At 71.1% G+C, this 25,311-nt stretch carries 14 protein-coding genes; 6 read left to right on the top strand and 8 right to left on the bottom strand.

What is annotated here, in order from left to right; genetic code table 11:
- Positions 1 to 453: 453 nt before the first annotated feature.
- Both pnp and rpsO read right to left on the bottom strand, forming a co-directional pair.
- Positions 454 to 2,673 carry a polyribonucleotide nucleotidyltransferase gene (pnp, locus tag ABC766_RS04395; RefSeq protein WP_345821242.1) on the bottom strand — a complete coding sequence of 740 codons (2,220 nt, stop codon included), beginning with the start codon at positions 2,671 to 2,673 and terminating at the stop codon, positions 454 to 456.
- A 208-nt stretch (positions 2,674 to 2,881) separates the two neighbouring features.
- A complete protein-coding gene (gene rpsO, locus ABC766_RS04390) occupies positions 2,882 to 3,151 on the bottom strand; it encodes a 30S ribosomal protein S15 (protein ID WP_012317943.1) in 270 nt (89 codons plus the stop codon).
- Positions 3,152 to 3,630: 479 nt separating this feature from the next.
- Between rpsO and ABC766_RS04385 the strand changes: the two genes are divergently transcribed.
- The 3 genes from ABC766_RS04385 to ABC766_RS04375 all read left to right on the top strand — a co-directional run bounded on the left by ABC766_RS04385 (position 3,631) and on the right by ABC766_RS04375 (position 7,819).
- The gene (locus tag ABC766_RS04385; protein WP_345821241.1) at positions 3,631 to 5,631 is read left to right on the top strand and encodes a hypothetical protein; all 2,001 of its coding nucleotides are present in this window, start codon (positions 3,631 to 3,633) and stop codon (positions 5,629 to 5,631) included.
- Positions 5,624 to 6,298 carry a hypothetical protein gene (locus tag ABC766_RS04380; protein ID WP_345821240.1) on the top strand — a complete coding sequence of 225 codons (675 nt, stop codon included), beginning with the start codon at positions 5,624 to 5,626 and terminating at the stop codon, positions 6,296 to 6,298. The genes ABC766_RS04385 and ABC766_RS04380 overlap by 8 nt, the downstream gene beginning before the upstream one ends.
- 132 nt (positions 6,299 to 6,430) lie before the next feature.
- Positions 6,431 to 7,819 carry an amino acid permease gene (locus ABC766_RS04375; RefSeq protein WP_345821239.1) on the top strand — a complete coding sequence of 463 codons (1,389 nt, stop codon included), beginning with the start codon at positions 6,431 to 6,433 and terminating at the stop codon, positions 7,817 to 7,819.
- Here ABC766_RS04375 and ABC766_RS04370 read toward each other — a convergent pair.
- From ABC766_RS04370 to ABC766_RS04355, 4 genes are all read right to left on the bottom strand, one after another.
- Positions 7,803 to 8,213: a flagellar basal body rod C-terminal domain-containing protein gene (locus tag ABC766_RS04370; RefSeq protein ID WP_345821238.1), complete on the bottom strand. Its 411-nt coding sequence runs from the start codon at positions 8,211 to 8,213 to the stop codon at positions 7,803 to 7,805. The two genes, ABC766_RS04375 and ABC766_RS04370, sit on opposite strands and share 17 nt — an antisense overlap.
- Before the next feature lie 62 nt (positions 8,214 to 8,275).
- Complete coding sequence (locus ABC766_RS04365) at positions 8,276 to 9,136, bottom strand: formyltransferase family protein (protein ID WP_345821237.1); 861 nt, start codon at positions 9,134 to 9,136, stop codon at positions 8,276 to 8,278.
- The gene (locus tag ABC766_RS04360; protein WP_345821236.1) at positions 9,136 to 9,903 is read right to left on the bottom strand and encodes an SDR family NAD(P)-dependent oxidoreductase; all 768 of its coding nucleotides are present in this window, start codon (positions 9,901 to 9,903) and stop codon (positions 9,136 to 9,138) included. Before ABC766_RS04360 ends, ABC766_RS04365 begins: the two co-directional genes overlap by 1 nt.
- Positions 9,904 to 10,012: 109 nt before the next feature.
- Complete coding sequence (locus tag ABC766_RS04355; protein ID WP_043348864.1) at positions 10,013 to 11,320, bottom strand: capsule biosynthesis protein; 1,308 nt, start codon at positions 11,318 to 11,320, stop codon at positions 10,013 to 10,015.
- Between the two features lie 335 nt (positions 11,321 to 11,655).
- On the opposite strand from ABC766_RS04355, the gene ABC766_RS04350 reads away from it, so the two are divergent.
- From ABC766_RS04350 to ABC766_RS04340, 3 genes are all read left to right on the top strand, one after another.
- The gene (locus tag ABC766_RS04350) at positions 11,656 to 13,158 is read left to right on the top strand and encodes a capsular biosynthesis protein (protein WP_345821234.1); all 1,503 of its coding nucleotides are present in this window, start codon (positions 11,656 to 11,658) and stop codon (positions 13,156 to 13,158) included.
- 218 nt (positions 13,159 to 13,376) lie between these two features.
- The gene (locus ABC766_RS04345) at positions 13,377 to 14,867 is read left to right on the top strand and encodes an LTA synthase family protein (protein WP_345821233.1); all 1,491 of its coding nucleotides are present in this window, start codon (positions 13,377 to 13,379) and stop codon (positions 14,865 to 14,867) included.
- A gap of 193 nt (positions 14,868 to 15,060) precedes the next feature.
- Positions 15,061 to 16,245, top strand: coding sequence for a polysaccharide biosynthesis/export family protein (locus ABC766_RS04340; protein ID WP_083683321.1), 1,185 nt, complete (start codon positions 15,061 to 15,063; stop codon positions 16,243 to 16,245).
- A 189-nt stretch (positions 16,246 to 16,434) separates the two neighbouring features.
- Here ABC766_RS04340 and ABC766_RS04335 read toward each other — a convergent pair whose 3' ends face one another.
- Both ABC766_RS04335 and ABC766_RS04330 read right to left on the bottom strand, forming a co-directional pair.
- A complete protein-coding gene (locus tag ABC766_RS04335) occupies positions 16,435 to 17,802 on the bottom strand; it encodes an aminotransferase class I/II-fold pyridoxal phosphate-dependent enzyme (protein ID WP_043351049.1) in 1,368 nt (455 codons plus the stop codon).
- Entirely contained in the window at positions 17,799 to 25,241 is a 7,443-nt protein-coding gene (locus tag ABC766_RS04330) for an SDR family NAD(P)-dependent oxidoreductase (RefSeq protein WP_345821231.1), read from the bottom strand. Before ABC766_RS04330 ends, ABC766_RS04335 begins: the two co-directional genes overlap by 4 nt.
- Positions 25,242 to 25,311: the final 70 nt, after the last annotated feature.

Here is a 25,311-nt window from a genome sequence, read left to right as displayed (position 1 = left end):
ACCGGTCGCCGTCGATCAGGCCTCTTACACATCGAAGGCGCAGGGCCTGTATCCGCCGTTTGGTCTTCGGCTGGCGCCCTTGTCCGCGTGGATCGCGCAGACGCGCGATGTCCTGAAACCCGGAACGGCTTGGGCCGTCGCCCCACTCGCGAGATGACGAGCGACGGGCGCTGATCGCCAAGACGGGTCATGCCCAGGCGTGGCAGCGACTCCGCTTGGGTGCGTGTGCAGCCGGGACGTGAACCGTCGCGAAGCCACTCATCGCAGCCCCCATGCGGTCGAACCGGGCAGGCTCCATTCAAGTGCGCGTCGCCGCGCCCGCGATGAGGGAGGGGGCACCGCTCCGGGCGGAGGCGGGGCGATGCGCCATGAAAAAGGGCGCGGCCCCGAAGGACCGCGCCCATCTGAACCATCCCGCGCCGGCCGAAGCCCGCACGGGGTGCGTGCGTGCGCTTACTCGCCCGCCTCGCGGCGGCGCTCGCCGCGGTGGCGGCCGCCCTCGCGGGGCTCGCGGGACTCGCCGTCCCGCTCGCCGCGGCTGGAATCGCGCTCGGCCTTCACCTTCTCGGTAATGTCCTCGCCGGTCTGCTGATCGACGACCTTCATGGACAGGCGGATCTTGCCGCGGTCGTCCTGACCGAGGAACTTCACCTTGACCTTGTCGCCCTCCTTGACGACGTCCTGCACCTTGGCGACCCGCTGGGCGGCGAGTTCCGAGATGTGGACGAGGCCGTCCTTGGCGCCGAAGAAGTTCACGAAGGCACCGAACTCCATGCACTTCACGATCGTGCCGTCGTAGATCACGCCGACCTCCGGCTCCGCCACGATCGAGCGGATCCAGTTGTAGGCCGCCTTGATCGCCTTGCCGTCGGCCGAGGCGATCTTGACGATGCCGGTATCCTCGATGTTGATCTTGGCGCCGGTCTTCTCGACGATCTCGCGGATCACCTTGCCGCCGGTGCCGATCACGTCACGGATCTTGTCGGTCGGGATCTGCATCGTCTCGATGCGCGGCGCGTACTCGCCGAGCTCCGGACGGGCAGCGGTCAACGCCTTGGCCATCTCGGCGAGGATGTGGGCGCGCCCGTCCTTCGCCTGGTCGAGGGCGACCCGCATGATCTCCTCGGTGATGCCGGCGATCTTGATGTCCATCTGGAGCGAGGTCACGCCCTCGTCCGTGCCGGCCACCTTGAAGTCCATGTCGCCGAGATGATCCTCGTCGCCCAGGATGTCGGACAGGACCGCGAAGCGCTCACCCTCGAGGATGAGGCCCATGGCGATGCCGGCCACGGGACGGCGCAGGGGCACGCCCGCATCCATCAGCGACAGCGAGCCGCCGCAGACCGAGGCCATCGAGGACGAGCCGTTCGACTCGGTGATCTCCGACACGACGCGGATCGTGTAGGGGAACTCGTGGGCCGGCGGCAGGACCGGGCGGATCGCCCGCCACGCCAGCTTGCCGTGGCCGATCTCGCGACGGCCGGGGGAGCCCATCCGGCCGGTCTCGCCGACGGAATAGGGAGGGAAGTTGTAGTGAAGCAGGAAGCGCTCCTTGTAGGTGCCTTCCAGCGAGTCGATGAACTGCTCGTCCTCACCGGTGCCGAGCGTGGCGACCACGAGGGCCTGGGTCTCGCCGCGGGTGAACAGCGACGAGCCGTGGGCGCGGGGCAGGACGCCGACCTCGGAGACGATCGGGCGGACCGTCTTCAGGTCACGGCCGTCGATGCGCGAGCCGGTGTCGAGCACGTTCCAGCGCACGACCTTCGACTGGGCTTCCTTGAAGGCGGCCTTGACCTTCTCGGCCGGGAACTTCTCGGCACCCTCGGGGCAGAGGGCGGCCATCACCTTCGCCTTCACGGCGTCGACGGCGGCGTAGCGCTCCTGCTTGACGGTCTTGGTGTAGGCGGCGCGCAGCTCCGTCTCGCAGATCTCCAGGACCGCCTTCTCGACGTCGGCGTTCTCGGGAGCCTTGAAGTCGCGCGGCTCCTTGGCGGCCTTCTCGGCCAGGCGGATGATCGCCTCGATCACCGGCTGGAAATGCTTGTGGCCGAACATCACGGCGCCGAGCATCACGTCCTCGGAGAGCTCACGCGCCTCAGACTCGACCATCAGCACCGCGTCCTGCGTGCCGGCGACGACGAGATCGAGGCTGGATTCCTCCTTGGTCTCGGTGACCAGCGGGTTCAGCCGGTAGCCGCCGTTGATGTAGCCGACGCGGGCGCCGCCGATCGGGCCCATGAACGGGACGCCCGACAGGGTCAGGGCCGCGGAGGCCGCCACCATGGCGACGATGTCGGGATCGTTCTCGAGGTCGTGGGTCAGGACGGTGACGACGACCTGCGTGTCGTTGCGCCAGCCCTCGACGAAGAGCGGACGGATCGGGCGGTCGATCAGGCGGGAGACCAGGGTCTCCTTCTCGGAGGGACGGCCCTCGCGCTTGAAGTAGCCGCCGGGGATGCGGCCGGCCGCGTAGGCCCGCTCCTGGTAGTTCACGGTGAGCGGCATGAAGTCGATGCCGGGCTTGGGCTCCTTCGTGGCGACCACGGTGGCGAGCACCGAGGTCTCGCCGTAGGTGGCGACCACGGCGCCGTCGGCCTGACGGGCGACCTTGCCGGTCTCGAGGACGAGCTTGCGGTCGCCCCACATCAGCTCTTCGCGTTGAACGTCGAACATTCTTGATCTCTTCCTTGCCTGCGACGAGCCTGGCCCGGCGCCGCCCGGGGGCAAGACGGCGCGACACTTCCCGCTGAAGTGTCGTGCGATCCTGCCCCGATGCCGGCGCCTCGAAGCGGCCCGTTTGTCGGGAGGCCGGACCCATTCCGGCAGCCCGCGATGGTGAAACGCGGCCCCGGGCCGGGCCCGGAACCGCGCGAAACGCGCCTTAGCGGCGGATGCCGAGACGCTCGATGAGGGCGCGGTAGCGGGCCTCGTCCTTGCGCTTGACGTAGTCGAGCAGCGAGCGGCGCTGCGAGACCAGCTTCAGGAGGCCGCGGCGGGAATGGTTGTCCTTGCCGTGGGTCTTGAAGTGGCCGGTCAGGTTGGTGATCCGCTCGGTGAGGATCGCCACCTGGACCTCGGGGGACCCGGTGTCCTTGGCGTCCTTGCGGTGTTCCTTGATGAGCGCGGTCTTGCGCTCTGCCGTGATCGACATCGCATGCCTTTCGGGTTGTGCTGGTCGGATGCGGCGCCCCGTTCGGGCGCGCGCGGGCTCAGCGTTCGGCCGGTGCCGGGATGTCGTCCAGCACGGTCACAGCGCCAAGCGGCTCAAGCCCCGCCCGGTAACCCGGGTCGAGGCCGCGCGATCCATACACGAAATCGGCAATTATGCCAGCCCTGGGCGAAGCGGTCGCGACTGGACCGTTCTCGCGGCGAACCGCTTGCCGGCCCCGCCGGGCCGGGGCGGGTCGTGCCAAGCCGCGGCCCGCTGGCGCAGCACCCGTCTGGGAACGGGCGTCGCGCGAGCGACGCCCTCGCGCGCCCGGCCGGGACAGGCGGAACGCTCGTGGAACCGGCCCCGATCCCGCGCCAGGACAGGGCGCGAAGCGACCGCACCAAGAGGCCCCGGATTTCCCAAGGGAACGGTTAACGCGTGCGTGGTAGCTGAGCCGGAGCACGAAACGCGGCCCGGCGATGAACGGCACCCTCTCGGATGCGTGCGGCGTCGTGGTGGCGACGCTGCTCGGCATCCCCCTCGTCCTCCTGCCGGGCTACGCCCTGGGCAGGCTGACCGGCATCCTGGGCTTCCGTGCGCTCGCGGCCGGCGACCGCCTGCTGTGCGGGGCGCTCCTCGGGATCGGGCTCCTGCCCGCCGTCGACAGCCTGGTGATCCAGGCAGCGGGCGTCCCGGCTGCGGCATTGGCGAATGGCGCGTTGGGACTCGCCGCGCTGCTTCCGGCCCTGCGAAGCCTGCGGACGTCCATCAACCGGGCGGTCCTGGCGCTCGCCGCACTCTGGCTCGGCGTCGTGGCCTATGCGCTGATCGACATCGACACCGGCACCGCCCTCTATCAGCCCGTGACGGTCATCGACCTCGTCAAGCACGCGGCCCTCACACGGGCGATCGTCGCGCATGGGCTTCCGCCCGTGGATCCCTTCTTCGCCCGGCCCGATCGGGCGGGCTACTACTATGAGTTCTATACGCTCACCGCGCTGGTCGACGGGGTCGGAGGGCGCCTCGTCGACGGGCGCACCGCCTTCGCGGGGCTGGCCTTCTGGACCGGTCTCGCGCTCCTCGGCCTGCTGGACCGGCTCCTGGCCGCGACCGGCCTCCTGGGAGACGCCGCGCCCCGGCTCGTCCGCCGCGCTGTGCTGATTCTGCTGCCGGCGGGCGGCCTCGACATCCTGCTGGTCCTCGCCGATCGGGCCGCGTCCGGGAGCTGGCTGCCGATTCCGGAATGGGTGAACGAGCAGGTCCTCAACTGGCCCGCCTCCCTGGTCTGGGTGCCGCACCACGTGGCCGGCGCCCTGGCCGGATGGCTCGGCCTCCTGGCCCTGGCCGAGGTGGCCGACCGCACGCAGCCGAGCCGGCATACGGAAACCGTGGCGATCGGTGTCGCGGGCCTGGCCTTCGCGGCCTGCGCGGGCCTGTCGGTCTGGGTCTGTCTCGGCACGGCGACCGCCGCGGGGATCTGGCTGGTGCTGCTGGGCCTGGAGCGCCGCTGGCGCGCCGCGGCCCGGTTGGCGGTCGCCGGCCTGCTCAGCGCCGCGCTGGCCGCACCCTGCCTGCTGAGCATCCTGGCCAACCGGACCGATGGTGGCTCGCCGATCCGACTCGCGATCCGGCGATTCGGGCCCCTCGACGGACTCGTCGACGAGCCCGCCCTGAGCGCGCTCCGGATCGTCCTGCTGCCGCTGAACTACTACGTGGCGCTGGGTGTCTTCGCCGCCGGGACGCTGCTGTTCTGGCGGCTCGTCCCGCGCCGTGAAGCGCATGCCCGGGAGGCGGGACGGTTGCTCACCCTCTGCGCAGCGGCCAGCCTGCTCCTCGGCGGCTTCCTCCGCTCGGCGATCCTCAACAACGACCTCGGCGCCCGCGTGGTCCTGCTGGCGCAGGTCGCGGCCCTCGTCTGGACCGTCGTGGCCCTGAGCCGCCTGGTCGAGGCGCGGCGGCTCCGGTTCCCCGGCCTGCTCGCCACGCTGTTGATCCTCGGATACGCGACGACCCTCTACGGCTTCGCCGGGATGCGCGCCTATTCCGCCTCCGACCGGCCCGCCTTCGCCCACTTGGCCGGCCGTCCCGACATCGACCGGGCGCTGCGCGCTGCCTATGCCTGGGCCGGCCTGCACCTGCCCCGGGATCTGGTGCTGCAGCAATCACCGGTGCCGCGGCGGGTGTTCGATTTCGGCCTCTACGGGCTCCAGCCGACGGGAGTGGCCGACGCAGAGGCGCGGCTGTTCGGCGCCCCGCCCGAGGCCGTGGCATCCCGGCTCGCCGATGTCGCGCCGATCTTCCGCGACCGCCTGGACGGTCGCGAGGTGCGCCGCCGGGCCGAAACGGCCGGGATCGGCGCCCTGGTCGTCACCGCGCAGGATACCCCCTGGAGCAGCCCGGATTCCTGGGTCTGGCGTCACCAAGCGGTCTATGCCGATCCACTCGTCCGGATCCTGCGGGTCGAGGATCTTCATGACTGACGCCGGCTCCAGGCCCCCCGCAGGCCGGCGCGCCGGACAGGTCGTGCGCTGGCTCTGCGCCCAGGCGCTGCTTCAGGCCGGCGCCGTCGCCCTCGGCCTCGGCTGCTTCGTGGTGCTGTTCCAGACGGATCTCTGGTCTGGCGTGACCATCCTGTTCTACCGCGGCCTGATCCTGCTGGGCGTGGCCTTCCTGCTGACCCTGGCGGCGACGGCTGCGCTGGCCGGCCTCGGCCGGGCCTGGGGGCTGCGCCGCCGGGACGCCCTCGGCGCCTGCGTCCTGTCGCTGGCCCTCAACCTGAGCGCCTTCGTGATCCTGCCGGTGACGGTCGACCGCTCGATCAGCGTGTTCCTGCTCGGCCAGATGGCGGCCCATCCCGAGGAGCGCTTCACCCCGGAGCAGGCGCGGACGGTGTTCGAGACGGTCTATCTCGGTGCCTTCCGGCAGATGGAGCGGCGCCTGTCCGAGCAGCAGGCCTCGGGGAACGTCGCGCAGACGGCCGATGGCTACGTCATCACCCCCCAGGGCCGCGCCTTCATCCGCTTCTGCGGCCTCGTGGCCCGGGCATTCCGGACCGACACCCGGATGATCGACGCCGCAACGTCCGCCCCGTCTGCCGTCCGCGATCCGGGAGCGCCCGACGGGTCCGCGGGCGTGGTGCCGCGATAGGCTGGTCCGCCAACGACAGGACTTGGACCGGACCGGATTTGGTCACGCCTCCGGGGAGGCCGGCATCCCGGCATGGACTGTGCCAGATGACCATCCGGGCGAGGGAGAAGGGACGCGATGGCGGATCCCGCGATGACCAAGAATGAGTGCGCGGATGCCGGGGAGGGGCGTGGGCTCGCCCGGAGCCTCACCGCTCCGGGCCTCGTCGCCATCGGCCTCGGCGCCACGATCGGCGCCGGCATCTTCGTGCTGACCGGAACGGCGGCGGCGCAGTATGCGGGTCCCGCGCTCAGCCTCTCCTTCGTGATCGGCGGCATCGCCTGCGGCTTGGTCGGCCTGTGCTACGCCGAATTGGCCGCCATGATCCCGGAGGCGGGATCCACCTACACCTACACCCGCGCCAGCCTCGGCCACCTCCCGGCCTGGATCATCGGCTGGGACCTCGTCCTCGAATTCGCCGTGGCGGCGGCGACCGTGGCGGTCGGCTGGTCCGGCTACGCGCAATCCCTCGCGGCGGAGTTCGGTCTGCATCTGCCGCCGGCTTTGGCCAGGGCCCCCGGCGATGGCGGCCTCGTCAACCTGCCGGCCGTCGGCATCGTGCTGCTGCTCAGCGCGCTCCTGATGCGCGCAACGAAGCAGGCTTCCCTGGTCAACGGGCTGCTGGTCGCCTGCAAGGTCGCGATCATCCTGGCCTTCGTGGGCGTCGGAGCCGCCCATCTCCGGCCCGAACTCTGGCACCCCTTCGTGCCCGAGAATACCGGCGCCTTCGGCGCCTATGGCTGGAGCGGCGTGTTCCGCGGCGCCGCGGTGGTGTTCTTCGCCTTCGTGGGCTTCGAGACCGTGGCGACGGCCGCGGGCGAGTGCCGGGCGCCGCAGCGCGACGCGCCGGTCGGCCTGATCGGATCGCTCCTGATCACCACGATCCTGTACGTGGCCATGGCGGCCGTCCTCACCGGCCTCGTGCCCTATCGCGATCTGAACGTTGCCGACCCGGTGGCGAAGGCGGTGGACGTGATCGGCCTGTCGGGGTTCTCGACCGTGATCAAGGTCGGCGCCCTGATCGGCCTGACCACCTCGGCGCTGACCGCCCTCTACGGACAGAGCCGGATCTTCTTCGCCATCGCCCGGGACGGACTCCTCCCGGAGATCTTCTGCCGGGTCCACCCGGTCACGCGGGTGCCCGTGGCGAGCCAGCTCGTCATCGGCGTGTTCACCGCTGGTGTCGCGGGGCTCGTGCCCATCGACGTGCTCGGCGAGATCGTCAGCATCGGCACGCTCCTGGCCTTCTGCCTCGTCTGCGCCACGGTGCTGATCCTGCGCCGCACCGCCCCGGACCGGGCGCGTCCGTTCCGCGTGCCGGCGGTGACGCTCACGGCGGGGCTCGGGATCCTGTCCTGCGTGACGCTGATGGCCGCCCTTCCGGCCGACACCTGGATCCGCCTCGCGATCTGGCTGGCGATCGGCCTCGCGATCTACGCCGGCTACGGCCGGCGGCACGCCCGATTCAGCCGATCAGGTTGATCGTGGCCTGCGTGAGCGTTTTGATCGACGACGAGGCGTTGAGGCTAAGCTCGTAGTTCCGGATCACCCGCTGCAGGTCGGCCGATTCCACCGCGATGTTGACGTTCGGCAGGCGGACATAGCCCTGGAGGTCGGCACCGGGATTGGTCGGGTCGTAGCGGCTGCGGAAGCCGGTGGTGTCGCGGACGATCCGGCCGATCGGGTCTCCGGGGGCGTCGGCGACCACGGGGGTGAACACCGCGATCTTGCGCGCATAGGGGGCGCCGCCGGGGGTGGTCGGGACCGAATCGGCGTTGGCGAGGTTCTCGGAGATCGCGCGGATCCGCCCGCTCTGCACCTGCCGGCCGGCGGCCAGCGCGCTGGAGGCCGAGTGGAGGGCGCTGGAATCCGGCATGCGCGGGCCCTGTCGACGGCGAGGATCTGACCGAAACCTTGCCGAACAGCCTTAACCCGCGGTTAAGACGCCCAGGCGGAGAGGCTCAGCGCCTCGCGGAGATCCTGCCCATCCGTCAGACGCAGCCCGCGGCGGCGCAGGGAGGCCAGCATCGCGCGGTCCGGGAATGGGCAGTAGGGCAGCACCGGCTCGGTCCGCCCCTCGGGCAGGCTACCGGTCCGGTCGATCGTGTCGAGCAGCCCGTCCAGCATTCCGCGCCCGTGGGCATGCAGCGCCACGGCGGCCCGGGTGGCGGTGGTGCCGGCAGGCAGCGGCACGGCTTCCTGGGCGAGGATCGCCCCGGTATCGATCGCGGCCGCCAGCCGGTGCAGGGTCATGCCGAAGCTGCCGGGGCCCTCGGCGAGGGCGTGGATCGTCGGCACCGGACCGCGGTGGCGCGGCAGCAGGCCGGGATGTCCGTTGATGCCGCCGAGCCGCGCCAGCCCGATCGTCTCGGGCTTGAGGATCTGGTCGAAATGGTAGGTGAGGATCAGATCCGGCGCCGTGTCCCGCAGGGTCCGCGCGACCTCGGGACCGTTGACGTCGTCGACCGTCACGGTCGGGATGCCCAGCCGGCGGCACAGGGTCTTGAGCGGTGTCGCCTCCGGCGCATCGCCGCTTCCGGACGCCGCCTGGGTCAGGGGCGCCAGGGGGCGCAGCAGGTCCGGCAGGCCGAAATTGACCGCCAGATACGGCAGGATCCCGGTGCCCGAGCGCGCGAGATGTCGCCGGATCTGGCCGGTGAGGCCGCCGCTCGAGGGCCGCTCGGCATTGGAGAGGCCCACGAACGCGATGTCGGCCCGGTAATCGGCGACGAGCCGGCGCACCACGCGGGCGTTCGGCAGCGCCTCCAGGACGAACAGCGCGATCCGGGGCCGCGCCATCAGCGCCGCTTCCGGCGCTGGAATCGGAAGGCGTAGAGGCCGGCCTTGCGGACGTTCTCCGGCAGGAGCAGCACGGTGCGGGCGAGCGCCGTGAGGATGAAGGGGAAGGCGATCACGTCGCGGTTGGCCGCGATGCCCTTGGCGATGCGCACGGCGGCCGCCTCGGCACTGATCTCGAGGGGGCGCCAGCCCTTCAACTCGCCGCCCATCGGCGTCTTCACGTAGCCGGGCGTGACGACGTTGACCTTCACGCCCCGGGGCGCGACCTTCTGGCGCAGGGCGAGGCCGTGAGCGACGAGCGCCGCCTTGGCGCCGCTATAGGCCGGCGCGTCCTGAAGCGGCGCGTAGGCCGCCAGCGACGACAGCAGCACGATCTGACCGCGCCCGCGCTCCAGCATCCGCGTCAGGGCTGGCAGCATCACGTTGAGCGAGCCGGTGTAGTTGATGTCCGCGGTCTCGAAGGCGACGTCCTCGGCCTCCACCTGGCCCTCTTGATTGCCGCCGTTCACCGCCGCATTGGCGATGACGAGGTCGAGGGGCGCCTCCGTGTCCGCCTGCCGCACGAGCGCCACCGTGGCGGCCCGGTCGCGGGTGTCGAGGCGGGCGGTCTCGGCGGTGGCGCCGCTGGCACGGCAGTCGCGGGCGACCGCCTCCAGGCGTTCGGCGTTGCGTCCGACGAGGACGAGGCTCACGCCGGGTTGCGCGTAGTGGCGTGCCAGCGCGGCGCCGATGCCGCTCGACGCGCCGGTGATCAGAATGCGGGGCATGGGGCGGGTTACGCCGCCGCGCATGGAAAGATCAAGGTCGCGAAAGACTCACCGGCGGCGAAAGCCGCATCAAAGGCCGCCGAATGAAGACGTGTCGGCGGCCGGCCGGTCAGTAGACCGGCGCGAGTTCGCCGTCCCGCTCGGCCGCCTCGACGACCGCCCGCGCCGCCGCCAGCATCGAATCGGGCAGGGCCGATTCCATCCGTGGAACCGAGCCGGCCACGGCCCGGTCGATCGCTTCCTTGGAAAAGAAGCCGCCATTGACCTGGGTCCGGTGCAGGACGACGCGGCGGAAATCCGCCATCAGGTCCATTTCCGGCGGCGTCGGGCTCTTCCAGAAGCTGTCGAGATCGCCCTGATGGGTCAGGCCGGCCATGTTGTAGATCGCGGTGCCGACCGCGTGGGTCGGACAGCCCATCTCCAGGGACAGCATCCCCACCGTCGAGTTGACGATGACCACGCCGCGGGCGCTCTTGATCAGGGCCGGGAGGTCGCCGCCGTCGATGAAGTCGAGCCGATCGCTGACGCCGTGGCGGCGGGCCGAAGCGCGGGCGAACTTGCGCCAGTTGATCAGGCCGCTGTCGAGCGGGTGCAGCTTCACCAGGAGCCGGGTCGGCGCCGAGGAGCCGTCGGCGAAAGACTTGATCACCCGGTCCATGAAGCCCTCGACGCCGAGGAACGGCGAGTGGACCCGGATCTGGTAGTCGCTGTCGAGCTGGAGCGGCAGCAGGAAGTAGTCGCAGCCGACCGCGCGGTAGATCTCGTCGCAGCGCGCCGCCTCGCGGCGGGTATGGGCGCGGCGGGCGAACTTCTTGACCCAGCCGGCATACTCGGCGGCGATATGGGTCGGCCGGTGGCTGCGGAAATGCGGGAAGAGGTACGGGAACAGGACGTTGGCGAGGTTGTAACCGACGTCCCAGACGCTGCGGCGGGCCATGTCGCCGGTCGAGGGCATCGCCCGGCCGGGCTGCGGCAGGCGCCGCGCCAGAGCCCGGATCTCGGCGGCCGTCCGGGGGAGGGACGAGAAGCCGTTCACGCCGCCGAGTTCGCAGGTGATCCAGTTCGGCCGGATATAGCCTTCCTCGAACACATGCACCCGCAGACCGCGATACTCGGCGATCATGCGGGCGGCCTTGTGGAACGGCCGGCAATCGCCGAACAGAACGATGTCGGTCACGGTTTCGCGGTCGAGATAGGCCTCGAGATACTCGCCCCAGGCCTCGCGGCGACCGCGGTAATTGTCGGCGTCGCCGCTCCAGAACAGCCAGTCGCCGGGGCAGAGATTGATGCGCCGGACAGTGTGTCCCCGTGCGCGCAGCGCCTTTCCGAGGTCGGAGAAGAACGGCGTCGCGATGCCCTGCAGGAAGAGGAAGGTCGCGGGGCGGTCGCGAGGGACGTCGAGGGCGGGCTGTTGCATTCCGCGGCGCTTCTGTCCTTGACCCAGGGCCGGATGAACCGAACCGACGAGAGACTCTTGAGGTGGCACGGCGCCCGGCGGGCCCGCAATCCGAAGCCATGCCGCGGCATGGCATTTCCGCGCCTGCGTGGCCCGTCTGCAACGGTCGCACGCCTGCGGCTCAGCCTTCGGATTAGGCGGGCAATCGCGGCGACGATATGTCCAAATCCTTTCCAGGACGTGGCGACGGCGACGCGCGCTCAGGTTGTCCCCGCCTTGCACCACATCCCAGGCCGACGAAAATGCGCTACAGGCGGGCCCAGCACCTCACCCGACCGGAGCCGGACGCACCGACCATGCCCCCTGACCCGACCTCGTCGCTCTACGCGACCGGCCGCACGATCCGCCGCCTGCGGGCGGAAATCGAGGCCGCGACGGGCCTCGCCTTCGGGGCGGCGCGTCCGGGCGCGATCGGCGCGGTCTGGGGCGCGGGAAGCTTGGCCGCGCGGATTCTGGCGCTGACGGGCCGGCGCCGCCTCGTGGCCGCCCCCGGGCCGCTCCTGAGCCCGTACGACTCGTCGGAGACCGGCTTCGCATCCCTGCGGATCAGCCTCGACGGGGCGCCGGTCGGCGGGGAGGGGGGCGTCCACTACCTCGACCCCTGGACCCGGCTGCCGATCGACCGCGCGGCGTGCGCCGAGCGGGTGGCATGGCTCGCCGCGCGCTTCGCCGAGAACGACCGGCGGGTGGTCTATGTAGGGATGTCCCGCTGGAAGCGGCCCGCCTTGGACGTCCTCGGCGCCGGGCCCGCCGGCCGGCCGATCCACACCATGACCACCGAGGCCGCGATCGCGGCGGGGCGACGCCATGACGGCCGCCTCCTCGCCTGGGCGACGCGGGCCCCGGGCCAGCTCGAGGAGGCCTGCGCGCGAGCCGGCCTGCCCCTCGCCCGGGTGGAGGACGGGTTCCTGCGCTCGGTGGGCCTCGGCGCCAGCCTTCAGCCCGGCGCCTCCGTGGTGGTGGACGACCTCGGCATCTACTACGACCCGCGCCGGGAGAGCCGCCTGCAGCGCCTGCTGGCCGAGGCCGACTTCACCCCGGACCTCGTCGCCCGGGCGCGGCGCCTGCGCGAGGAGGTCGTGGCGCGCCGGCTCAGCAAGTACAATGTCGGCCTCGACGCCGCGGCCCTCGACTGGCCCGCCGGACGGCGGATCGTGCTGGTGCCGGGACAGGTGGAGGACGATGCCTCAGTGCGTCACGGTTCGCCGCTGGTCCGCTCGAACCGGGCCTTGCTGGAGGCGGCGCGGCGGCGGAATCCGGACGCGTTCCTGCTCTACAAGCCGCATCCCGACGTGGAGGCCGGGTTCCGTCCCGGCATAATCCCGGAAGCGGAGGCCCTGACCCTGGCCGACCGGATCGTCGCGGGCATCAGCATCGTCGATCTCCTCGACCGGGTGCATCACGTCGAGACCATGACGTCATTGGCCGGATTCGAGGCCCTGATCCGCGGACTCAGCGTGGCGACGCACGGCCGGCCGTTCTACTCGGGCTGGGGCCTGTCGGAGGATCTCGCGCCGGGCGCCGATCGCGGCCGCCGGCTGAGCCTCGACGAGTTGGTGGCGGGCGCCATGATCCTCTATTCGCGCTACCTCGACCCCGTGGCGATGAAGCCGTGCAGCCCGGAGCAGCTCCTCGACCGCTTGAGCGCGGCCCGCGCGGCGGCGCCGCGCAACGCCCTCTCCCTCGGCCGGACGGCCCATTTGGTGATGCGCGTGCGCTACGGCCTCCTCAATCCGGTGGTCCGGGCCCTGCGCCTCCGGCGCGGCGTCGGCCGCGAGGCCGGAGGCGGCCCGCGCTAGACCGGGGCCGTCGCGCCGAATCCGGTTTCACGAGACTCTGATGTGACACCAAAGCGATAGCGCGCGCTGCTAGAGTCAGACCTCAGCAGCCCGCCCCGGGGCCGGTCCCGATCATTCCGGATCAGGAACGGCTCGCAACTCCTTGCTCCCGCGCGCTGTTTCCCGCCGGACCGGATTCCGGCGGAGAGCAGGCCCGCCCCACGCCGAGTGTCCGAGTCTTGACGACGTTCCTCATCGCCACCGGTCTCGCGCTCGCCGTCTGCCTCGCCCTGGAGGTTTTGGCGGGCGACTCGCTCAGCCAGGCGAGCCTCGCGCCGCGGGATCTCGGCCTGCGGCTGCTCGGCTACCTGCTGATCCTGCTGTTCTGGTTCGCATTCTCCTGGCGCCCCTGGCTCGCCGGGCTGACCTGCGTGATCACGGTGGCGATCCTCATCGTCGTCAGCCGCGCCAAGCGCTCGGTGATCGGCGAGCCGCTGCTGTTCAGCGATTTCGCCCTGCTGCCCCAGGTGCCGCGGCATCCGCAGCTCTACTACATCCCGCCCCTGTGGGATCCGCGCATCGCGGGTCCGGTCCTGCTTACCCTGGCGGTGACCGTGTTGTGGTACCGGACCGAGCCGAGCGTGCTGCCCGCCGCCACGCTGCCGCGCGCCCTGGCCCTGCTCGGCCTGCCGCTCGCGCTCTGGCTGCTGGTCAAGGCCGCGCCGCGCCCGCCGCTCGCAGGGCTGATCGCCCGGTGGTTCCCCCAGCCCGACCTGGAGGCGGACGTGACCCGGGTCGGCCTGCCGGCGAGCCTTCTGGGCTACACCGCCCGGGCGATGGCGGGCGGCGAGCCCGTGCCCGAGGCGCCGGCGCTGCCGCACGGGCCGGGCGACGACGTCGTGGTGGTGATCCAGCTGGAATCCTTCGTCGATCCGGAGCGGCTGGGCGGCGCGAAGCTGCCGGTGATGGACCTGTTCCGCACCCGGGCCGCCCAGTACGGGCGCCTTCGGGTCCCGGCGCATGGTGCCTACACGATGCGCAGCGAGCACGCGGTGCTCACCGGCCGGCCCTCCGACAGCCTCGGCTTCGGCCGGTACGACCCCTACACGTCCCGGAGCGGGGACGAGCCGACGAGCCTCGCCCGGCTCGCCCGCGGACGGGGCTACGGAACGCTGTTCCTGCACCCGTTCCACAGGGACTTCTTCCGCCGGGCACGGGTGATGGAGGCCTTCGGCTTCGCCGACCTCGTGATGGGCGAAGCCTTCACGGAGACGCCGCGAGTCGGCCCCTATGTCGGAGACATCGCCCTCGGCGACCGCCTCCTCGCGGAGGTCCGGGCCCGGCAGACGCCGCTGTTCCTGTTCTGCGTGACCATGGAGAACCACGGCCCCTGGAAGCCGGGGCGGCTGCCGGGCATCGATGACCCGCAGGCCCAGTATCTCCACCACGTCGCCAATACCGGACAGATGGTGGAGGACATCGTGGCGGGCCTCGACGTCATCGCCCGCGAGCGCCACCAGACCATCACGCTCTGCGTGTTTGGTGACCACGCACCGTCGCTGCCGAGTTGCAAGCCGGGCTTTGGAGGCCGGACCACCGACTACGCCCTGTTCCGCTTCGGCCAACCGCAGGGCGCTCCGGCTCAGGTCGACATCGCCGCCGACGAGCTCGGGCGGGCGCTACGGGGGATTCTCGCGAGCGCACCGGCGGACATGGCTGCTGGGACATGATAAGGTTAAGCTTGCGCGCCATAAGCGTGGCCGTGCCACGCTGGTGACGCATTGCCCACGGATAGCGCGACCGTCCGCGAGGCGGCCGCCGGTTCGGCGCGGCCGTTAAAGCGATCGCAGCGTTTGGCGGTCAAACTGGATGTCCCGGCCCGGGCCAGCGATGGCGCGGGGTCGGCGAGGAGAAGTCTCTGTGATGCTGCGTAAGACGGCGCGCACCGCCCTGATGGCCGCCCTGGCGGCGGGATCTGCAGGGGGCTGCACCTACCTGCCTGCGGCGGGTCCGACGGCGAGCGCGATCCAGGCGGGGGCGGAGGTGGCCACCGCCGACGGCGGCCTGCTCGCCCGCTACGAGATCATCGACGTCACGCCCTCGGTGGTCGAGGCCCTGCGCGGCCGGCCGCTGGACAGCCTGCTCGCCTCCTTCGGCGACCACCGTCCCTCCTCGGAGCCGGTGATCGGCGTCGGCGACATGGTCTCGGTCTCGATCTGGGAAGCCGGGTCGGGCGGCCTGTTCTCCGGGCCGCTGGTGGCCGACCGCTTCTCGGCGGGCTCCAAGTCCGCCCTCATCCCCGAGCAGCCCGTCGGGCGCGACGGCGCCATCTCGGTGCCCTATGCCGGCCGCATCAAGGTCGCCGGCCGCCGCACCCAGGACGTCCAGGCGCTCATCGAGAACGAACTCGCCGGCAAGGCCATCCAGCCGCAGGTGCTGGTTTCGGTCACCCGGCCGATCAGCCAGGCGGTGACCGTCACCGGCGAGGGCGCCGCCGGCGCCCGCCTGCCGCTCTCGGGCCACGGCGACCGCATCCTCGACGTCATCGCCGCCGCCGGCGGCAACCGCGCGCCGGTCAACGAGACCTTCGTGCGGCTCTCGCGCGGCCCGGTGACCGCGACCGTGCCGCTGACCACGGTGGTGTCGAACCCCAAGGAGAACATCTACCTGCGACCCAACGACGTGCTCACCCTGGTGCGCGACCCGCAGACCTTCATCGCGGTGGGCGCGCTGGGCAACAGCACCGAGCTGCCGTTCCAAGCCGACGGCATCACCCTGGCCCAGGCGCTGGCGAAGGCGCGCGGCCTGTCGGACTTCGCCGCCGACCCGGCCGGGACGTTCATCTTCCGGTTCGAGCCGGCCAGCGTCGTGCGGCGCCTCAGCCCCAGCTCGCGGCTGCTTGGCACGCCGCTGGTGCCGGTGGTCTACCGGATCGACATGCGCGATCCCAACAGCCTGTTCGTCTCCCAGGCGTTCCGCATGCGCAACCGCGATCTGATCTACGTGTCGAACGCGCCGTTCACCGAGGTCCAGAAGGTGCTCACCGCCTTCAGCGGCGTCACCGGACCAGTCTCCTCCGCCGCCTTGGCCTACTCCTACGCCAAGTAGGGAGCGGCCCGCATACGGGACGATCGGGATCGCGGCGCCGCCTGTGCGCGCGATCCTGGATCCCGGCCCTTCCTTATCGAGCCTGCGGACACCCTGGATTCAAAGCGAAACGGGGCGCGGATGACATCCGCGCCCCGTTTCCAGTCATAACGCTCGTCGTGGATCCGGGGCCCACGGCCCCGGACGGGCTCAGACCCGCTTGGCCAGCAGCTGCTCGATCAGCGAGCCGCCCTTGTCGATGGCCGCCAGTTCCTCGGCCACCGCGTTCACGGTGTCGCGGATCTGGTCGGGGGTGTGCTCGGAGGTCAGGAAGAAACGCAGGCGCGAGGCCCGCTCCGGCACCGCCGGGTGGATGATCGGCTGGACGTTGATGCCCCGGCGGAACAGCCGGTCCGACAGGGTGACGGCTTTCAGCGAGTCACCGACGATGATCGGCACGACCGCGAGGCCCAGGCTGAAGCCGGTGTCGAGGCCCAGCTTCTTGGCGGTCGCCAGGAACAGGGTGCCGTTCTGACGCAGGCGCTCGACCCGCTCCGGCTCGGCATGCATCACCGCGAGGGCCACCTCGGCAGCGGCGGCGAGCGGCGGCGACATGCCGACGCTGTACACGAATCCGCCCGCCGTGTGCTTGAGGTACTCGATCAGGGCAATCGGCCCGCAGATGTAGCCGCCGCAGGTGGACAGGGTCTTCGACAGCGTGCCCATCCAGATGTCGACCTCCTTCGGGTCGACACCACAATGTTCGAACAGGCCCGCGCCGGTGCGGCCGGTGACGCCGAGACCATGGGCCTCGTCGACCATCAGCCAGGCGTCGTAGCGCTTCTTGAGGGCCACGAGCCCGGCGAGGTCCGGCGCATCGCCGTCCATGCTGTAGAGGCCCTCGACCACGATCAGCGCCCGGCGGTGCTCGTGGCGGGTCGACTGGAGCAGGGTCTCCAGGGCATCGAGGTCGTTATGCGCGAAGGAGCGCCGCTGCGCCCCCGAGAGTTGCGCGCCCGTGACGATGCTGTTGTGGGAGAGGGCGTCGTGGAAGATGACGTCGCCGGATTCCAGCAGGGCGCCGATCGTCGTGACGTTGGTGGCGTGCCCGCTCACCATCACGACGCAGCCCTCGGACTGATAGTGCTTGGCCAAAGCCTGTTCGAGGCTGATATGGCCCGGCCGCTCCCCCGCCACGACACGGCTCGCCGACGAGGAGGTGCCGTAGGCATCGATCGCCTCGCGGGCGGCGTTGCTCACCCGCGGATGGCCGTTCAGACCAAGATAGTCATACGACGAGAAGTTGGTGAAGGCCTTCTGGTCGATCCGGGTGGTTGCTCCGGCCTTGGCGTCGTGGACGCGGAAGAACGGGTTGCCCAGGCCGATCAGCTCCGCCGCCTGCCGCTGAAGCTTCAGCTCCCGGTAGCCCGGCAGGTTCTCGAAGTTCTGCGCCGCCGACTTCCCAGCCGGCGAGGCCGCTTTGACGGGGGCCGGGCGCGGCGTGGCGCGCCCGAGCCGGTTGGTCACGAAGCCGGCGAGCGCCGCCCGCCCGCCGTCCGGCCGTGCCGTGTCGGTCATGAGTTGGTCTCTTTGATCCCGCTGGACGTCTGCTCGATGAGTTCCTTGAGAGGCGCGATCATCTGCGCATCGACCTCACCGCCGACATGCTTCGCCACGAGGCTCATCGCGACGCCGGCGGTCTCATCCATGGGCGCGGAAACCGCCTGAATTAAGGACTCCGACAGTTCGGTGACGGTCATGCCCGAGGACAGGCCCGCGGGCGGCGCGTCGAGGGCGAAGCGCTCCTGCAGGCTGGCGCCGAGTTCGACGCCCATCAGCGAGTCGAGGCCGATCTCCGAGAGCTGGCGGACGCGGCTGATGTCGTCCTTCGGCAGGCGCAGGATCCGGGCGATGTCCTCGACGATCGCATCCGACACGGTCTTGCGGACCGCGTCGAGGTCGCCCCCCTTGAGGAGCGCCCCGATGTTGATCGCTTGGACGCCGCCGGCCTCGACCTGCTGGTCCGACCCGAGTTCGGCGTAGCTCGGCGAGCGCATGGTGGCGAGCCGCTCGCGCGCCTTGCCCCAATGCATCGCCGCGATGGCGATCACCGCCTCGTCGGGGGACGTCCCCTGGCATTCCAGCGCCTCGGCCATCAGGTCGAGGCAGCGGCGGGCCTCCATCGGCGTGACGCCGACGCGGCCGGCCAGTCCTTCCATGACCGCCCTGTTGCGGGCAAGCATGCCGACATCGCCGATGGCCCCCCAGGCCACCGCCAGGGCGGGCAGACCGCGGCGGCGGCGCTGACGCGCCAAGCCCTCCATGAAGCCGTTGGCGGCCACGTAGGAGCCCTGACCGGGATTGCCGATGAAGGTCGTCGCCGAGGAGAACAGGACGAAGTAGTCGAGGCTCCGGTCGCGGGTCGCGGCGTCCAGGTGCTGGGCGCCGATCACCTTCGGGCCGATCACCGCGTCGAGCGCAGCCGCGTCGATGTTGGAGATCAGGCCGTCCTGGAGCACCGCCGCGGCGTGGAGCACGCCCGCGAGCTTCTTGCCCTTCTGCTCGATCTCGGCGAGCAGACGGTCCACCGAGGCGCGGCTGGTGATGTCGACGGCCTTCGCCTCGACGGTCACACCCTGGGCCGACAGCTCGGCGACGATCGCCTTGGCCTCATCGGTGGCCGCCCCCTTGCGGCCGGCCAGCACGAGGTGCTTGGCACCCCGGTCGATCAGCCACCGCGCCGCCTCAAGGCCGAAGCCGCCGAGGCCGCCGGTCAGCAGGTGGACGCCCGTCTCCGAGACCGTGAACGGCTTCGCCGTGTCCTTCATGATCGTGCCGGCCTTGGGCGGGCTGATCACGATCTTCCCGATGTGACCCGACTGCTGCATCAGCCGGAACGCGTCCGAGGTCTCGGCCGCCGTGAAGGGCTGGTAGGGCAGGGGCTTCAGGCCGCCGTCGTTGAACAGCGCCATCACCTCGCGGAACATCCGCGCGCCGTCATCGCCCTGGTGCTGGATCACCTGATCCAGGTCGACGCCGAAGTAGCTGAGGTTCCGCCGGAACGGGCGCAAGCCGATATGGGTGTTGGCGACGTAGTCGCGCTTGCCCAGCTCGACGAAGCGGCCGAAGGGCCGCAGCGCGTTGAGCGAACGCTCCATCGCCTCGCCGAACAGGCTGTTCAGCACGATGTCGACACCGTCGCCGGTGATCGCCCGGACCTCGTCCACGAAGGCGAGCGAGCGGGAATCGAGCACATGCTCGGCGCCCAGCGCCTTCACGAGGGCCCGCTTCTCGCGGGAGCCGGCGGTGGCGATGACCCGCGCACCCTTCAGCTTGGCGATCTGCAGGGCCGCGAGGCCGACGCCACCCGCGCCGCCATGGACCAGCACCCACTCGCCGCGCCGCATCCGGGCGCAGGAAACGAGGCCGTAATAGGCAGTGAGGAAGGCCACCGGCACGGTGGCGGCCGCCATCGGGTCGAGGCCCTGCGGCATCGGCGCGACGACGAGGTCGGGCACCACGATATGCGTGGCGAAGCCCGACTGGGCGAAGGCGACGACCGGATCGCCGACCTTGAAGCCCTTCACGCCCGGGCCGACGGCCGTGACGCGGCCGGCGCATTCGAGGCCGAGGCGCGGGCCGGCGAAGCCGTCCTCAAGGATCTCCTCGGGCAGCATCGAGAGCGCCCAGAGCACGTCGCGGAAGTTGAGGCCGGTGGCCTCGACCGCGATCTCCATCTCGCCCTTGCCGGGGGCGCGGCGCTCGGCCGGACCCCAGACCATCTCGCTGAGGCCGCCGGTGTTGCTGCGCTCCAGACGCGCGGCCTCGGCCGGAACCAGATCCGTCGCGTCGCGGTGCTGCGGCCGGCCGGCGTGGAAGCGCACGACCTGGGTCCGCTCGTCGTCCAGCACGATCTCGGTCTCCGGCGTGCCGGAGAGGATCAGGTCGCGCAGGCGCTCCGAGGCGCGCTTCGACGACATCTCGGGGGAGAGGTCGATGCGGCGGACGTCGAGGTTCGGAGCCTCGTTGGCGAGGGTGCGGGAGAAGGCCCACACGCCGGCCTCGATGTTGGTGGTCTGGCCGCCGCGGTCGCGGGTGGCCCCCGGCGCCACGACCCACAGCCGGGTCTGGCGGGCGCCGAGATGCTCCGTGCAGCGCTTCAGGCTGAGGCAGCGGTCGCGCAGCCGCTCGGCCGCCTCGCCGCCGCGGGTGAAGGCGCCGGCCAGGAACACCACCGTGTCGGGGGTCTCCTTCTCCAGCTCCATCAGGGAGGTCTCGGAGTCGAGGATGATCGAGACATGCACGCCGCCCGCGACCAGCAGGGTCGCCAGGGACGAGGCGGTCTCGGCCGCGAACTCGTCGTCGGAGCCGATGATGAAGGCGAAGCTCTGTGCCGGGGCCGGGCCCGGACGCACCGGCGCCTCGGCCGTCAGCAGGAGGTCGTCGCCGTTGGCGGAGGCCGCCCGCTCGACCTCGACCTTGACGAGGCCGTGGGCGCTCAGCGTGCGCTGCCAGCCCTCGATGTCCTCGAGCCGGCCCACAGGCATGCCGCCCACGGCCTCCTCGAACCAGCCGGCCGTGAGACCGAACACGAGGTCGCGGAACAGGGACGCTCCCGGCTCGACCGCCACCAGCAGGCCGCCGGTGGCGAGCGCCCCGGCGAGCTGGCCCGGAAGGGACCGGTCGCCCCGGTGGAGACTGCCGGCCGCCAGGATCAGGTCGAAGCTGCCGGGAGCGAGCTCCTCGGCGGTCTCGACCACGGCGGCGGCGCGTCCCAGGGACAGGCGGGCGCGCTCGGCGAGCCGGCGATCGGTCTCGAAGACGGTGAGCCGGGCCTCGGCGGCGGCCGCGAAGGTCGCGGTTTGCGCCGAGAGCGGGCCGAAGCCGACTTGGAGGACTCGCAGCGCCCGCTCCTTCGGGAGCTGGGCTCGGCTCCGCTCGATCAGGCTGGCGACCACGTCGGCGCCGTGGCGCGCGGTGGCCGAGCGCAGCACGAAGGCGTCGATCGCCCCCTGCGGCAGGGCGGGCGCGTCACTCAGCTTCCCGGCGAGCAGCCGGTCGACCAGGGCGCCGACATCGGCGATCAGCACCAGTTCGGCCGAGAGATCCGGATGATCACCGGCGATCCAGCGCATGATCTCGTCGGGCGCCGGCAACGCGGAGCCGTCGCCCAGCGTCCAGTTCTGGCCCGCACGCTCGGCGAGGCCGCTGCTTTCCAGGGCGTAGAGGGCGTTCAGCAGCCAGGGGCGCAGGGCCTCGGGCACGCGGCTGTCGGTGACAGAGACGGTCGCACCCTGGGCCAGACCGGAGGCGAGGCGGTAGGCGAGCGAGGTCGCCCAGCCTTCCAGCAGGAGGTGCCCCGGAGACAGGGCGGCGTCGGCCGGCCCCTTCGCCTCGGCGGCCAGCGGGCGCAGCCGCGCGGCCACGCTCGGACGGCGTTCCATGGGGATCGCGGTCGGCTCGGTGGCGAGTTCCGGCACCTGCGAGATCGCGAAGGCCGCGAGGTCACCACCGCTCTTGGCGCGCAGGGCCTGGAATCGGCCCTCGCGGATCGTGGCGACCACCGCCCCCTCGGCATCGAGGAGGGTGAAATCCGCCAGGATCGAACGCTCGTTGCAGCGGCGCGTCCGGATGATCGAACGGGTGATCACCGCGCCGGGGCGCAGCAGGCGCACCTCTCCGAAGCGGACCGGGATGTAGGCCTTGCCGCCATTCTCGCCGAGGAGATCGGCGAAGAGCAGGATCAGCCCGTGAAAACAGGCATCGAGCCGGTTCGGCACCAGGGCGTAGCGGCTGTCGGGCTCGGCCGGCAGCAGGTCGGATACGATGGTGGCGTCGTCCAGCCGGGCGCTCATCGCCACCTGCTGGAAGCTCGGGCCGAAGGCCAGACCCGAGGCGAGGGCCTTGGCGTAGAGCGCGTCGCCGGTGAGCACGTGCTCGCCGGCGGTCTCGAAGCTGAAGCCGTTCAGATCGGGGGCCTTCGGCGACGAGAAGGTGCCCTCGACGATCTTCGCCTGGGCGTGGAGTTGCCAGGGCGTCTGCGTCAGGCGCGGACGGCTCAGCACCTGGATGCCGTTGCCGGAGCCCGAGAGGCGCACCGCGACCTCACGCAGGGCCTCCTCGGCGAACACCATCGGCGCCACGATCTCGAAATCAGCCAGCACGACCTCGTCGTCGCGCAGGGCCTCGCGGACGCAGGCCAGGGCCATCTCGACGAAGCCGGCGCCGGGCATAATCACCTGGCCGTCGACCTTGTGGTCCTCCAGCTCCGGCACGGTGACCGGATCGACGAAACCGTTCCATTCCAGTCCGTCGAAGGTCGTGCGTGACCCGATCAGCGGATGGTAGGGGCGGGGGCTCATCGCGCCGACGCCTTCGGTGGTGTCGGCGAGACGGAACGGCCGGCGCTGCCACGGATAGGTCGGCAGGCGGACATCGCCCTTGGGCGCGTCGCCGAACAGCAGGGTCTCGTCGACCTGCGCGCCCTGGACCAGCGCGGCGCTGACCGCCTTGGCGATCGGATCGCCACCGGAGGCCTTGCGGTGCATCACGCCGACCGTGGCGGTCTCGATGCCCAGCGGCTCGACCGCGTCGCCGACATGGGACATGAGGGTCGCGCGCGGGCCGACTTCGACGAAGACGCGGGCGCCGCGGCGGGTCGCGTCCTGCACGGCTTCGCAGAAGCGCACCGGCTCGCGGATGTTGCGCCACCAGTAGCCGGCGCCGAAATGGCTGCCGTCCAGCACGCTGCCGGTGACGGTGGAGACCATCGCGGTGGTGCCGGCCTTGGCCTTCAGCCCGGCGAGATCGCGCAGGAGCGGCTTCTCGGTCGGGTCCATCAGCCGGCCATGGAAGGCGTAGGCGAGGTCGAGCTTGCGGCCGCGGCGGCGCTTGCGCGACAGCGCCTTGAGGGCGGCATCGATATCGGCCACCGGCCCGGCGACCGTGACGGCCTTCGGGCTGTTGTAGGCGGCGATGTCGAGGGACGGGTAGTCCTTCAGGAAGGCCTCGACCTCCTCGGACGGCATCAGCAGCACCGCCATGGTGCCCTGGCCGTGCGTCGTCTCCTGATGGTGGCTGCGGTAGTAGATGACCCGGACCGCGTCCTCCAGGCTCAGGATGCCGGCGGCCTCGGCGGCCGCGATCTCGCCCACGCTGTGGCCGAGGACATAGGACGGGATCAGACCCTTGGCCTTGAGGGCGGCCGTGGAGGCGCTCTCGATGGCGAAGATCAGCGGCTGCGAGACGCTGGTGAGCACGAGGCGCTCGTCCAGGTCGTCGGCGTAGAGGGCGTCCTTGAGCGACCAGTCGGAGTAGCCCTGGAACAGGATGTCGATCCGATCGAAGGCGGCGCGGAAGGCGGGGTTCTCCTCGTAGGCCTCGCGGCCCATGCCGGCCCACTGGCTGCCGTTGCCCGAATAGACGAAGGCCACCTCGGCGACGCGGTCGACGGCGGTGCCGGTGAAGGCGTCCTGCGTGTCCTCGCCCTCGCCGACGGCGCGCAGGGCGGCAACCACGTCGGCCTTGCCGTCGAGGGCGATGGCGAGGCGGGCCGACATGCGCTCGCGGCGGTGGGCGACGGCGGCCGCGATGGTCGGAACCTGGGCGGGCTCGGCCTCCAGGCGCTCGGCGTAATCGAGGGCCAACTCGTTCAGTGCGGCCCGGCTCTGGGCCGAGAGCAGCAGCACCTGGGCTTCCGGCGCCGGGGCCGACTCGGCGGCCCTGGACCAGGCCGGGGCGTCGGTGATGACGACATGGGCGTTGGTGCCGCCGAACCCGAAGGAGTTCACGCCCGCGAAACGCTCGCGCGCGCCGCGGGTGATCGGCAGGGCCTTCCGCACCACGTGCAGGTTGAGGTCGTCGAAGGGGATCTCGGGATTCAGCTCAGCCGCATGCAGCGACGGTGGCACGAGGTCGTGCTCCAGCGCCAGCGTCGCCTTCATCAGGCCGGCAAGGCCCGAGACAGGCTCGGTGTGGCCGATATTGGTCTTGATCGAGCCGATCGGCAGCGGCGCCTGCCGGCCGCGGCCGAGCTTCGAGCCGATGGCCGAGGCCTCGATCGGATCGCCCACCGGCGTGCCGGTGCCGTGCGCCTCCATGAAGGCGAGGTCGTCGAGACCGATCTCGGCCTCGCGGTAGACCTTCTCCAAGAGGGCGCCCTGGGCGTAGCCCGAGGGCAGCGAGATGCCGGTGGTGCGCCCGTCGGAATTGATGCCCGAAGCCGCCACCACGGCGCGGACCGTGGCGCCGTTGCGCCGCGCGGCCTCGGCCGATTGCAGCACGAACACCACGCCGCCCTCCGAGCGCACGTAGCCGTCGGCGTTCTTCGAGAACGCCTGGCACAGGCCGGTGCGCGAGAGCATCTGCGCGGTGGAGAAGCAGATGAAGTTGAACGGGCTCGCCAGCACGTTGACGCCCGCGACGACGGCGGTGTCGACGCGGCCCGACCGGATCGCCTGGACGGCGTTGTCGAAGGCGACGAGGGAGGACGAGCAGGCCGTGTCGACCGTGAAGCTCGGGCCCTTCAGGTCGAAGATGTAGGAGATGCGGTTCGAGATGATCGAGAGCGTGTTGCCGGTGGCCGCATAGGCGTCGCCCGACGGCGCGTCGAGGATGCGCAGGTTGCCGTAATCGAGCGACGAGGCGCCGACGAACACGCCGATATTGCTGCCGGCCACGCTGGACGGGCGCAGGCCCGCATCCTCAAGAGCCTCCCAGGTCAGTTCCAGCAGCATCCGCTGCTGCGGATCCATCTGCTCCGCCTCGCGGGGCGAGATGCCGAACACCGCAGGGTCGAACGACCACACGTCGTCGATGACACCGGCGGCCCAGGTGTAGCTCTTGCCGCGCTCATGGGCGCGCGGATGGGCGAACCGCTCCAGGGAGAACCGGTCGGCCGGCACCTTGCTGACGGCGCAGCGCCCCTCGGACAGGAGTGACCACAGCCCGTCGACGCTGGGGGCTCCGGGCAGTCGGCATGCGCGTCCGACGATCGCAATGTCTGTACGTTGTGTCACGTTCGGTTCGCACACGCTCGTTATCGGAAGTCGGCTCGGCTCTCGACGAGTGAGTACCCTCTCACCCCTT

The sequence above is a fragment of the Methylobacterium fujisawaense genome, from assembly GCF_039619325.1.
GTDB classification, from domain to species: domain Bacteria; phylum Pseudomonadota; class Alphaproteobacteria; order Rhizobiales; family Beijerinckiaceae; genus Methylobacterium; species Methylobacterium fujisawaense.
This window is presented reverse-complemented; position numbering and strand designations above follow the sequence as displayed.